13 protein-coding genes are annotated in these 12234 nt (G+C 63.5%); 7 read left to right on the forward strand and 6 right to left on the reverse strand.

The window, feature by feature from the left end; all coding sequences use genetic code 11:
- Window position 1: 1 nt before the first annotated feature.
- The 6 genes from dacB to BLR63_RS31255 all read right to left on the reverse strand — a co-directional run bounded on the left by dacB (window position 2) and on the right by BLR63_RS31255 (window position 4610).
- Window positions 2-1459: a D-alanyl-D-alanine carboxypeptidase/D-alanyl-D-alanine endopeptidase gene (dacB, locus tag BLR63_RS17245; protein WP_042946604.1), complete on the reverse strand. Its 1458-nt coding sequence runs from the start codon at window positions 1457-1459 to the stop codon at window positions 2-4.
- A 154-nt stretch (window positions 1460-1613) separates the two neighbouring features.
- On the reverse strand, window positions 1614-2549 hold the full coding sequence (locus BLR63_RS17250; protein ID WP_010564035.1) for a glutathione S-transferase family protein: 936 nt from the start codon (window positions 2547-2549) through the stop codon (window positions 1614-1616).
- Window positions 2550-2624: 75 nt separating this feature from the next.
- A complete protein-coding gene (locus BLR63_RS17255) occupies window positions 2625-2900 on the reverse strand; it encodes a GIY-YIG nuclease family protein (RefSeq protein ID WP_010564034.1) in 276 nt (91 codons plus the stop codon).
- 37 nt (window positions 2901-2937) lie between these two features.
- The gene (locus BLR63_RS17260; protein ID WP_010564033.1) at window positions 2938-3408 is read right to left on the reverse strand and encodes a nuclear transport factor 2 family protein; all 471 of its coding nucleotides are present in this window, start codon (window positions 3406-3408) and stop codon (window positions 2938-2940) included.
- Window positions 3409-3503: 95 nt separating this feature from the next.
- The gene (locus tag BLR63_RS17265; RefSeq protein ID WP_010564032.1) at window positions 3504-4139 is read right to left on the reverse strand and encodes a response regulator transcription factor; all 636 of its coding nucleotides are present in this window, start codon (window positions 4137-4139) and stop codon (window positions 3504-3506) included.
- A gap of 207 nt (window positions 4140-4346) precedes the next feature.
- Window positions 4347-4610 carry an Hpt domain-containing protein gene (locus tag BLR63_RS31255; protein WP_130926079.1) on the reverse strand — a complete coding sequence of 88 codons (264 nt, stop codon included), beginning with the start codon at window positions 4608-4610 and terminating at the stop codon, window positions 4347-4349.
- Window positions 4611-5198: 588 nt separating this feature from the next.
- Between BLR63_RS31255 and BLR63_RS17275 the strand changes: the two genes are divergently transcribed.
- The 7 genes from BLR63_RS17275 (at window position 5199) to BLR63_RS17305 (ending at window position 12228) form a co-directional block, all read left to right on the forward strand.
- Window positions 5199-5816 (forward strand): DUF1120 domain-containing protein, encoded by a 618-nt coding sequence (locus tag BLR63_RS17275; protein WP_010564030.1) that lies wholly within the window; start codon window positions 5199-5201, stop codon window positions 5814-5816.
- A gap of 45 nt (window positions 5817-5861) precedes the next feature.
- Window positions 5862-6476 carry a DUF1120 domain-containing protein gene (locus BLR63_RS17280; protein WP_010564029.1) on the forward strand — a complete coding sequence of 205 codons (615 nt, stop codon included), beginning with the start codon at window positions 5862-5864 and terminating at the stop codon, window positions 6474-6476.
- A gap of 30 nt (window positions 6477-6506) precedes the next feature.
- Complete coding sequence (locus BLR63_RS17285; RefSeq protein WP_010564028.1) at window positions 6507-7127, forward strand: DUF1120 domain-containing protein; 621 nt, start codon at window positions 6507-6509, stop codon at window positions 7125-7127.
- A 71-nt stretch (window positions 7128-7198) separates the two neighbouring features.
- On the forward strand, window positions 7199-7822 hold the full coding sequence (locus BLR63_RS17290; protein WP_010564027.1) for a DUF1120 domain-containing protein: 624 nt from the start codon (window positions 7199-7201) through the stop codon (window positions 7820-7822).
- 30 nt (window positions 7823-7852) lie between these two features.
- Window positions 7853-8548 (forward strand): fimbria/pilus chaperone family protein, encoded by a 696-nt coding sequence (locus BLR63_RS17295; protein WP_010564026.1) that lies wholly within the window; start codon window positions 7853-7855, stop codon window positions 8546-8548.
- Between the two features lie 104 nt (window positions 8549-8652).
- Window positions 8653-11079 carry a fimbria/pilus outer membrane usher protein gene (locus BLR63_RS17300; protein ID WP_010564025.1) on the forward strand — a complete coding sequence of 809 codons (2427 nt, stop codon included), beginning with the start codon at window positions 8653-8655 and terminating at the stop codon, window positions 11077-11079.
- Between the two features lie 3 nt (window positions 11080-11082).
- Complete coding sequence (locus BLR63_RS17305; RefSeq protein WP_010564024.1) at window positions 11083-12228, forward strand: DUF1120 domain-containing protein; 1146 nt, start codon at window positions 11083-11085, stop codon at window positions 12226-12228.
- The last annotated feature ends 6 nt before the right edge of the window (window positions 12229-12234 follow it).

Genomic DNA, 12234 nt, shown 5'->3' on the forward strand with positions numbered 1-12234 from the left:
GCTAGTGGTGCCATTGGGCCAGGGCCAGCGCCAAGCGGTTCTCCAGGGCGCGGATGGGCGCGGCGTCGCTGACGTAGTTATTGCTGATCATCGAAAAGACCAGGCGCCGACCCTCGCCATCGGTGAGGTAGCCGCTCAACGATGACACCCCGGCCATGGAGCCGGTCTTGGCGTGCAGGTTGTTTTCAGCGGCGGTCCCCCGCAGCCGGTAGCGCAGGCTGCCGCCGGTCATTCGGTCACTGTTCCCGGCAATCGGCAAGGCGTTGTACCAGGCCTCGAACCAGGGTTGCCTGGCCGTGGCCAATAACAGGTCGGTGAGGTTCTGCGACGACACCAGGTTACGCCGCGACAAGCCCGAACCGTCGACCTGGCTCAACGTCGCCGGGTCCAGGCCCTGGCGCCGCATAAAACCCGCCACCGCGGCAACGCCCGCTTCTGCCGTGCCGGCATTCGCCGTCTGGCGACCCATGGCCTTGAGCAAGGCTTCGGACATGTTGTTGTTCGAGAGCTTGAGCAGCGGCGTGATCAGTTCCTGCAACGGTGCCGATTGGTGCTCGGCCACTACCGTGGCGGTTGCCGGCGTTGCCGCGCCGATGATCCGCCGGCCAAGCACGCTGATGCCCTGTTGCGCCAGCGCTTGCTCAAACAGATTGGCCACCAGTTGCGTCGGCTCCCACACGCTCACCCACTGACGGCTGCGTGTGCCCGGCGCCAGCGTGCCCGTCAGTTGCAACAGGTTGGTGCCGTGCTGGCGGGTGATCGCGTAGTTGTTGGCGGGGCCGCTGACGGCGCGGTTGTTCAGGTGCACGTAGTCAGTGGCCGGACTCACCGCCACATTCACCGGCTGACCGATCATCACCGGCGCCTGGGCGGTGACCAGTAAAGTGCCTGCATCAAAATCGGAATTGGGCGACACGGTCAGCGCCGAAATTTGCGCGGCGTAGTAAGTGCTTTCGTCATCCTGGGCCCAGTCCACACCAAGGCGCTCGGCGTCGAACCAGGTGTCGTCGAACACCAGATCCCCCTGCACCTGGCGTACGCCCTGGCTCGCCAGTCGGGCGGCCAAGGCCTGATAGTCGGCGAACTGTGTCGTGGGGTCGCCCAGGCCGCGCAAGTAGAGATTGCCGCTCAGGCGCTCGCCTTGGCGCGTGCCGTTGCTCAGCAGTTGAGTGGAAAACCGATACTGCGGCCCCAGCACATCCATCGCCGCGGCGGTGGTCAACAATTTGAGGTTGGAAGCCGGAATCAAACGGGTGCGGGGGTTGTGTTGATAGAGGGTGCTGCCGCTGCGGGCGTCGCGCACCATCAGCGAAACCGTGGCGCCGTTCAAGGCCGGGTCGGCCAGCAGGCGGTCAAGGGTGGCCGGGGTGGATGTCGACGAAACACTCGCGCAGCCGCCGAGCAAAAAGCCCAGGCCGAGCAGCAGTGTGCCGGTGTGTAACCATTTTCCAAGGTGCATCGGCATTGGGTTCCGCAAACCATTGATGGCGGCAACGCTACCATTGTCGGGGCGAGCTTGCTTGCGAAGCCGTCAACGGTAGCGCGCTGGTGCAGGAAGTCCGCGTGAACATTGAGGTTTTTCGCGAGCAAGCTCGCTCCTACAGGGGAGAGGATTATTGCGCCTGAAGGCGGAAACCCATGCGTGGGAAATGCACATGCACGGTGCCGGCACGTTCGTCGGTGCGGCGCAGGATCAGTTCTTCGCGCCCGACAAACAGCAGTTCACCAGCCACGGCGTCGGTGCCGTAGTCAGTGGCCGCGATGCTGACCTGCTGACCGGCCTTGTAGCCGTTCAAGTCCTCGAAGCGTTCATCCGGCACCTCGGCGGGGGTGGCGTTACGCGCCACGTCGAGGGCCTGCTCGGCGCTCATCTGGGTTGCCGTGCCATGGCCGAAACTCAGCACCCGTTCCAGCCAGGTGGTAACGGCGGGATAAGCATCCACCAGGGGTGCGGTCACGGACGAGCCTTTGAGGAACCACAAGGGATGGGCCAAGGCAAAGTCGGCAATCGACGGCTCGCCAAAGAGGAAATCCCCCTGCTGGTGCTGCAGTTGCTGATTGATACGGCCGACGATCGCCGGCCATTGGTGCAGGGCCTGGTCCAATTGCACACGGGCAGCCGTGCCACCGCTGAACAGTTTGCTGCGGTCGGCCACCAGGACCTGGAGCATTTCCGGTGGCACCTTGGCGAATTTGACCGCCAGGGATTCAGGCTGGAACACCAGCGCGACGGCATGGGCAAACACCAACGAATCGGCCCAGGCGGCGAAGCCCTGGGCAACCAGCTCAAGGCCTTGGGGAAACAGCGCCGGGCCGGCTTTTTCTTGCTCCAGGCGTCGGGCGATCAAGGCGGTGTCGCAGTAGATATCGGCGCCCACTTGCAGCACCGGGGTCTTGCGATAGCCGCCGGTGAGGGCGGTCAGGTCTGGCTTGGGCATCACCGGCGAGATATGCACCGAGTGCCAGGACAAGCCCTTGAAGCCCAACATCAGACGGGCTTTTTCAGCGAACGGGGACTGCGGGTAGTGGTGGAGGATCAACTCGGACATGCCAGGCTCCGCTGGAGAAGTGAACGCCTAGCTTAGCCTGCAACACCGTGCGCGGGGGCAATGGGAACCTATCAGTCAAATCAATGAGCCACTGGCCGCCAGGCATTCCTTGGCGCTCTTCTTCAACTTTTTGATCAGCCGCTCCTGGCGCAGCGCGTCGCCCTTGCTCGCACATCGTTCGGTGTACACCAGCGCCACCGCCGGGCTGGAGAGGAAAAACCGCGCGCCCTTGCCGCTCTGGTGAGAGGCAAAACGGCGCACCGGGTCATTGCTGATCCCGCAATACAACGCGCCATTGGCGGCGCGTACCAGGTAGACGAACCAGGGTTTGGGTTCGGAAGGCTCAGTCACGTGTCGAGTTCTGCAGACCAGGGAAGCGCCAAGCTTATCAACGACCGCCCTGAAATGCCCTCAGGCCTTTGAGCGCCTGGGCGCGCACGGCGTTTTTCAGGGCCGGCGACCAGCCCAGCACCAGGCCTTTGAAGCCCAGGGCCTGGCGGGACCAGCGCCACAGGTCGAAGTGGTCGTGGTGCTCGCAGATCTTGCCCTCGCGAAACACGAACCGCGCGCCGATATCGTTGACCACGGTATTGCCGGTCGCGCTGAACAGGTAAGTCGCTACCCAATGCGCGCTGCCGGTGGTGTCGTCGCTGCGCACATGGTCGAAGGTCAGGGAGAAGTCCTTGGCGCGCGTGGTGAGCATGCGCCACATATCGCCAGCGTCGCGGCCGCGCAGTTCGCCGAAGGCCGGGTCGCTGAACAGCACATCCTCGGTGTAGCAGGCCGCCATGGCCTCGGCATCCAGCCGCTGGAAGGCGCTGTAGAACTCGGTGATCAGGGCATTGTGGGCGTCGCTCATGGGCAGGTTCCAAACCAGGGGTGTGAGCGGCCCAAGATAGTCCGGGCACCGGCAAAACTCTATCGGCATTTACACCGGCAATGCCGCGCCAAAAGCTAGGGCACCATGCCGCAACTGCGCGCGTAGGCGAACAGGTCGACGTCGGTGGAAATGCACAGCCGGCTCATGGCCGTGCTTTTCTGTTTGCTGATCGTGGAAATACTGCGGTTGACCCGTGCCGCGATCTGGCTGACGGTCATGCCGCTGGCCAGCATCCGCACCACTTCCCGCTCCTTGCTGGATAACTGGGGCTGTTGCAGCTGGTCGCCGGGGCCCGCGCTTACCAACTGGACCCGCAAGCACTCACTGGCAAAGGTCTCCCCCTTGATCACCGCGTTGATCGCGATGGGAAGTTCCCTGGCCGAAGCGCTTTTGGCGACGATCGCTCGCGCCCCGTGGGCAAACGAAGCGCGTAGCGTGGCCACGTTGGCGAACATAGTGACCAGGATCACCGGCAGTGCGGGGTACTGACGACGCAACAGCCCCAGCAACCCGTAACCATCCGCCTGCTGACCGCCAGGCATGGCGAAGTCGGTCACCAGCACATCACAGGCCACGGTGCTCAACAACCTGAGCAATTCATCGGGACCATCGGCCTCGCCAACGACTTTGCACTTACCGCCCGCCTCAATTACCACCCGCTGTCCGATACGCACAATGGGATGGTCGTCGGCAATAATTACACGAAGCATAAATACCCATGAATGATGGCAACTTGGATTCGCGCAAAAATACCTGTGTCCACGCGGCGCAACAACCACCCGACGCGCTCGCTTTCGAAGCGCGTCCAGTGTTTGATAGCCGGCTACTTAATGCCTACAAAACAAACAGAAATTACCTACATCCAAAACCTCTGTTGCAGAAGAACAGCTTTCTACAAGCCGCTGTATGCCGATGCTTCATAAGCGGCTCAAATAGGTGATATACACCTGCAAGTTGCGCTGAAACGCATGTAATTGCGGCGTACTTGCCACTAAGCCATAAACCTGGACTTGCGCGATCAGTTGCTCCCCATGCCGCTCCAGGTCAGCCCCACCGACGAAAGCCAGGCTGCCCACCAGACGATGCAACCGCTCCATCACCAGCGGGGCGTCGGCACTGGCCAGCGCCTGCTCCAGCAAGGCCCCGTCTTCCCGCGCTTCATTCATCAAACTGACCAACACCCGGTTCACCACCTCGTCACTGCCGAAAATCTCGAGCAGGCTGGTCCGTGTCGGCCAGGCAAACCTCGCAGGGCAAGGCGCCCGCCCCTCTATTTGCTGCAGTGAGGACGTCAGGACAGGTACTGGATTGAAAAACGCCCTTGTCACCATGGTCACCTCAATTGCGCTTACATTGATGTTTCAGTCCATGAGTTCATTAACGCCCACCTGGGTGGGTGAGAAAGACGCAACAGCCAATAAAGAACAGCGCGCACTCATATGACTGTTAATAAGTCGCAATAAATAGCCTCCAGGGCTGGATATGACGATACAACAACTACGAAAAAACCAACTTTCCTACAAATCGAATCATAAACTCCTACATCCTTATGTCTGAATAACCGCCATTCGCTATTGTCGTAATAGTTGTATTCCCCCCACCTCGTCCCCCGGCTAAATTGCCGCCACCCCACAAAGAGGGAATGGGCCCGCCATTGGCGGTGGTCCCAACCCAACATAACCAGCCGCCGTGCTCGCCGTCTTAGCCGAAAGATCGGGCGCTGCCGTGTGCGTGCTTTTATCCGCCAGCCTTGTAGTGGAAGTTCTGAAATGCGCAATTCCCTGACACTGTTGAGTACCGCCCTGTTACTCAACCTCTTTTCCACCGCCTATGCCGCCAGTGCCATCGACCTGAGCGTCAAGGGTTTGATCACCCCCAGCGCCTGTTCGCCCATCTTGTCCGGCGGAGGGGTGATCGACCATGGAAAGCTGTCGGCGGGCGACCTCAACCAGGGCAACCCCACTTACCTGCCCAAACACACCGTGCAGATGAACGTGAGCTGCGAGGCGCAAACCCTCTTCGGCCTCAAGGCCATCGATAACCGCACAGCCAGCGGCTCCAGCAGCAGTTTCGGACTGGGGTTCGTCAACGGCGACAAAAAACTGGGCTGGTTCTACCTGTACTTCAACAACCCAGTGATGGACGGCGCAACCGCGCGTTCGATCGTCTCCTACGACAACGGCAACACCTGGCGCCCTGAAGACATGTTCGAGCCCGGTCCGCTGTTCGCGATAAGCACCCCTGCGGACACCAGCCTCCCCATTGCCGGCCGCGAGCTGGCCGTGGAGCTGGAAATCGCGACTGGCATTTACGACGCCGCCGGGATGGATCTGAGCCAGGAAGTGCCGCTCGATGGCTCGGCCACGATTGAAGTGAAGTACCTGTAATCCCACGGACGCCCACCCGATTCCTGTGAACAAAGGCCCTCGCCCATGAACGCTTTCGCCTCTCGCCTCATGCTGACACTGCTGCTTGCCCCACCGGCGTTCGCCGCCAGCACCTCCGACCTCAGCGTCAAGGGCAGCATCACGCCCAGCGCCTGCGAACCGCTGATTTCCGGTGGCGGCGTGGTCGACTTCGGCAAAATTTCGGTCGGTTCGCTCAATGCCGACCAATTCACCGCACTGCCCAATCAAAGCCTGCACCTGAGCGTGCGCTGTGAAGGGTCGACTTTTTTCACCCTCAACACCGTCGATAACCGCGCCGGCACATCGGCCAACCACGATTACTGGCATGGCCTGGGTATGACGCCGAACAACGAAAAAATCGGCGGTTCCAGCTTCCACCTCTACACCCCGGTAGCGGACGGCGTTGCGGCACGCATCATCAATTCCAACGACGGTGGCGTGAGCTGGATACCGGCCAGCCAGTTGAACCATCTGTGGCTGACGGCGATTGCGCGCGGCAGCAATAACGTGCCCGCCGCAGTTCAGGAGTTTGACGCCGAGATTCGCCTGTACACCCATATCGCCCCGACCGAGCGCTTGACCTTGCTGGACGAGGTTCCCGTCGACGGGCACGCCACCGTCCAACTCACGTACTTGTAATCCCACCCTCTGGAAAGGAGTTCGTTCCCCATGAAAACCCTGCTCAACACCGTCGCCGCCAGCGTGATGCTACTGACCTGCGCCACCACCTATGCCGCCTCTACCGTGGACCTGGCGGTCAAGGGTCTGATCATTCCCAGCGCCTGCACCCCGAGCCTGTCCAGCGGCGGGATCATCGATCACGGGAAAATTTCCGCCAAGGACCTGCGCCCGGACAACCCCACCCTCATCGGCACCCACACCATGACGGTCGCGGTGCTGTGTGACGGGGCGATTCCGTTTGCCTTGAATTCGATCGATAACCGCGCCGACTCGTCGATGATGAGGGAGATCTATGGCCTGGGCTTCATCAACGGCACGCAGAAACTCGGCTGGTTTCAGTTGACGCTGCAAAACGCGGTCGCCGATGGCGTACAGATGAAAACCATTGCCTCGGCGGATGGCGGCAACACCTGGTACGACGAAAAGTCGTGGGAGCCGGGCGTGTACATGTCGGTCGCCGACACGGCTGGCGGCACGCAGCCGACGCCGGTCAAGGAACTGGTCGCGCAAATGACCGTGGATACCACGATCGCCCGCACCGACAGCCTGGACCTGAGCAACGAAGTCACCCTGGACGGCTCGGCCACGCTGGAAGTGAAGTACCTGTAATGCCGGGAAGGCCATGCTCGGTCATGGCCTTTCCTTTCAGACCGGCCCCCCTCCTTCAGCCAGTGATCCCCATGAACCTGCAGCCCATTGCATTAGCCGCTCTGCTGACGTCGTTCCTCGCGACTCCCGCCTGGTCGGCGTCCATCGTCGACGTCACGGTGACCGGCCGCCTGACCCCGGACGCCTGCCACGTCGAGCTGTCGGAAGAAGGCATTGTCGACCACGGCAAGATTCCCACACACGTCCTCAACGGCGATGAATTCACCGTGTTGCCCAGCCTGCTGCTGGAGCTGTCGGTGCAATGCACCAGGCCCATGCTGTTCGCGCTGGTGGGGATCGACAACCGCTCGGCGTCGGCGCTGGCGCCGGGGGTCTACGGGCTGGGCACCAACCTCCACGCCCCCGACGAGCGCCTGGGCAGCGTGGCGCTGTCGTATCGCAACCCCATAGGCGATGCCCAGCCCATGCAGGTACTGACGTCCCTCGACAATGGCGAAACCTGGACACCCCGGCCCAACGCCGAGCCCAAGGTCTTTGCCGGTTTCGCCCTGCCCGGCGACCGTCAGCCGGACTTCATCCGCCAACTGACCACCCAGCTTCAGGTCGAAACGACCCTCAACGTGGCGAACGACCTGACCCTGAACCAAGAGGTTCCCCTGGACGGGTCCATCGTCCTGGATCTGCGCTACCTCTGACCCTTCTTTCTGCCCACTGGAATGCCCATCATGACCACGCAACTTTTGAACATCGCGGCCCTGACGTTGCTGTTGAGCCTCAATGCCCAAGCCGACGGCATGGTCCCCGACACCTCCGTGGTGATCGTGTATGAACAGGAGGGCGAAGCCAGCGTGTCGGTGACCAACACCGACAATCAACTGGCCCTGCTGCACGTCACCCTGGAAGACATTCCCGAAGACACCGAACCGCTGCTGGTGGTCACCCCGCCCTTGTCGCGCGTGGAGCCGGGCAAATCGCAGTTGGTGCGCTTCATCTTCCAGGATCAGCAACCGCTCAAGAGCCAGCGCCTCAAGCGGGTGGTTTTCGAAGGCATGCCCAAGGGGCGCCCCGCCACCGAGGCCGGCCATGCGCGGGTCGGGGTCACCGTGCGCCAGAACCTGCCGGTGATCATTCATCCCAAGGGCCTGGCGACCAATCGCACCCCCTGGACCGGCTTGACCTGGCACCTGCAAAACAACGAACTGCAGGTGCACAACGACACCCCCTACGTGGTGCGCCTGGCCCAGGAACTGCGCCTGCTGCCCGGCGACGGCAGGGCGATGCTGCCGCGCACCTATGTGTTACCGGGCGAACGCTTGCGGGTACCGGCCAGCGGCGCGGGCGCCAGCACCGTGCGGCTGCAACCGGCCACCCTGTATGGCTTCGCGGTGGCGGCCTACGACGCACCGATCACCCTTCGCTGACGCAACGCACAGGCCCTCGCGCCGCCCAAACGAAGTGACGGCTTAACGACCGTCACCGGGACGCGCAGACGTCCGACATTCGATTGCCTTGGATAAAAACAGTCGTGAACTACCCTGACGGCAACGCCGTGCCCGCCGCTCCCTCCCTCCGTGCCTGGCCGGCCTGGCTATTGAGCTGCGCCCTGCTCCCCGACGTGGCCTGGGCCGATGACGCTGAAGGCTTTGACGCCAAGACCCTCAACCAGCGCGGTATCGACCCGCAACTGGCCAGCGTGCTGTTGGACGCGCCGCGTTTTGCCGCCGGAAAACACCCGGTGAGCCTGTGGGTCAACGGCCAGAAGCGTGGCCGCCTGGAGGTCGGTTTCGATCGACACGGCGCCTTGTGTTTCGACCGCGCCTTGCTCGACGCCGCCGAGCTGGTGATCCCGGCGGACAGCGCCCGTTGCCATGACTTTCTCGGCCAATTCCCGCAAAGCCTGGTGGAGCCCGACCCGGCCACCCTCAGCGTATCGCTGGTGGTGCCGACCGAGGCCTTGCGCCCCCGGCAGCAGGATATTTCGGGGTATCAGGCCGGCGGTGTCGCAGGCTTGCTCAACTATGACCTCACCGGGTTCTACAACCGCTTTGGCGATGACGCCAGCCGCTTCGGCTCGGCCAATACCGAAGTCGGTTTCAACGCCGGCGACTGGATCGTGCGCAGCCGCCAGGTGCAGACCTGGCAGGACGGCCTGTCGCGCAGCACCCATCTGGAAGCCTACGCCCAGCGCACCTTTGCCCAGCACCAGGCGGTGCTGCAGGCCGGACAGATCAGCCTCTATAACCCGATACTGTCCGGCGCGCAGATCAACGGCGTCCAGGTGTTCACCGAACAGGCCCTGCAAGACCAGGCGCAAGGCGCGACCATCGAGGGCATCGCCAACAGCCCGGCGCAGGTGGAAGTGCGCCAGAACGGCGCGTTGATTCACTCCACCGTGGTACCTGCCGGCCCCTTCGCCCTGACCGATGTACGGCGCTTGAACACACGTTCGGACGTCGAGGTGACGATCAAGGAAAGTGTCGGCGGCGAACGGCGCTTTACCGTGCCGGCGGCCATGCTCGGCCTGGGGCTGCCGGCGGCGGGTTACTCGCTGGCCGCCGGCCGCGTGCGCAACATCGGCAACGCCCACGGCGACGATCCGTGGGTGGTCAGTGCCGGCTGGAACGGCGCGGTGCATCCGCAACTGTCCCTCGGCGGCGCAATCATGACGGCCAGTGAATACCGCGCCGTCGGCGCCAGCCTGGCCTGGCTGCCGGGCCTGGACAGTCAGCTCCAGCTCGCCAGCCAACTCGCCGACGCACAGGCCCGGGACAACGCGCGCGGCATGCAAACCGACCTGTCATGGTCCCAGCGCTTGAGTGACCAGTGGTCGTTCAGTCTGGCCAACACCTGGCGCTCTCCAGGCTATCGCGAGCTGGAGGACGCCATCTACGACATCCAGCCCGAGCGACCGCGCAGCTCCCGTTATCGCGATCAGCAAAGCGCAACCCTGGGCTTTTCCCACCCATGGCTGGGGGCGTTCAGCGCCGGGGTGTCGCGCTCGAGCAGCTTTAACGGGGACAGCAGCAGTCGCGGGCTGGCCTCCTGGGGCACCAGTATCAACGGCGTGTCGCTGTCGGCCAGTGCCGAATGGCAGATGGGCGGGCGCCAGCAGCAAGACAACGCGGTGTACCTGAACCTGAGCCTGCCCCTTGGCGAAAGCCGCCGGGTCCGCGCCTGGGTGCGCAACTCCGGGGGTGAGCATCGCTCGGGGCTGGGCTTGAACGAACAGATCGACGATCAACTCAGTTATCGGGTCGCCGCCGAGTACGACACCCGCGACCGGCAAGTGGAGACCAGCGTGGGGGTCTCCGCCCTGCCCCGCTACAGCCAGCTCGACCTGAGCTATAGCCGCAGCGACGCCGAACGCTCGAGCTACCAGGGCGGCGCCCGAGGTGCGGTGGTGGTGCACGACAGTGGCGTCACCTTCTCCCCCTATCCGGTGCGCGACACCTTCGCCCTGGTGTCGGTAGGCGACATGAGCGGCATCAAGCTCAGCACTCCCAGCGGCCCGGTCTGGACCGACTGGCAAGGCCAGGCGGTGGTGCCCCAAGTCAACGCCTATGGCCGCAGCCCGGTGGAAGTGCAGACCCGCTCGCTGCCGCGCAATGCGGATGTGAACAATGGCCTGGCGATGATTTCGGCCGGACGCGGCGCGGTGGATCGCGTCGCGTTCGGCGTGGCCCTGACCCGCCGGCTGCTGCTGAACGCGCGTGATGATCAGGGTCAGCCGCTGCCCCGTGGCGCCATGGTGAGCACCGCCGATGGCGAGTTCGTCACCCTGGTCCAGGAGAGCGGCCAAGTGTTCCTGCCCAACGTGCTGGAGCACACGCCGTTGTGGGTCAGCGCCCCCGACAGGGACCGCTGCGAACTGCGCTACGAATTACCGGCCAAGCCCGATCCGACGGTGTATTTCGAAACCGCCACCGCCCGCTGCCACACCCCTGGAGGATGACCGATGACTGCCCTGATGCTTGCCCATCGCCTGCGCCGGCCGATCTTCATTGGCGTGATACTCGCTGCGTTCAACACGGCCCAGGCCGACGACGAATGCCAGTTGAACGTCAGCGAGTCGCGCCTGGATTTCGGCTTGATGAACCGCGCCGCCCAGCGCGACAGCGCCGCCCAGCGTCTGCTCGGCGAGCGCCACCTGCGCCTGACGTTCAACTGCCCGCGGCCCACCGATCCGAGCCTGTTTTATCGCGCCCTGGCAGCCAACGCAGAACGCTTGCAGTTCACCGCACAGGGCAGCTACGCGTTGCAAGTCAGCGAGGGTGTACTCGACGGCCAGGCGGTCAGCCTGGGGTTGCTGCCTGCCAGCGGACAGCCACCGATCGCGATCGGGACCACGCTGGACTGGCGACCGGGCCACGGCATCGCTCCGGTGCAGAACGGCACACGGCTCACCGGCAAGCACTTCGCGCTGCAACTGAGTGTCAGCGCCTGGGCCGATGCCGCCGCCACCCGTGTCAGGGAGGCCACGACCTGGGAAGCCTCCGGGAGCCTGCATAACCGCCACGCCAGCCGCGAACTGACATTGCAGGCCCACTTCGCCCCCGTGGCCTGCGTGCCGCAGTTATCCAACGGCGGGCTGGTGGATTACGGCACGCTGCTGGCCAAGGACCTCAGTGCCAGCAATGAAACGCCATTGCCCACCCGCACCTTGCAGCTCTCGGTGAGCTGCGACGCCGCCACACCTTTCGCCCTGAAGATGCACGACAACCGCAACGGTTCGGCCACCGGCGGCACCGATGAAACCGCCTACGGCCTGGACCTGGATAACAGCCACAACAAGATCGGTCGCTATTACGTCAACATCGACCCGGCAGAATTCAGCGCCGACGCCCTCGGCACGCTGTATCGCACCGACTCCACCAGTGGCGGGGCCGCCTGGAGCAGTTCCAGCTCGCGGCAGATCCCCATCGCAGCCAACAGCCTCATGGGCTTCACCAACCGCACCGCCAGCACCCTGGGCCCCGTGCCGCTGCAGAACCTCACCGGCACGCTGCGTATCAAAGCCTACCTGGCGCCGATGCAGACCCTGGACTTGCGCAGCGTGGTGCACATCAACGGCTCCGGCACGCTGGAAATCATTTACTTGTAATCCTTG

The organism is Pseudomonas extremaustralis (genome assembly GCF_900102035.1).
GTDB lineage: Bacteria > Pseudomonadota > Gammaproteobacteria > Pseudomonadales > Pseudomonadaceae > Aquipseudomonas > Aquipseudomonas extremaustralis.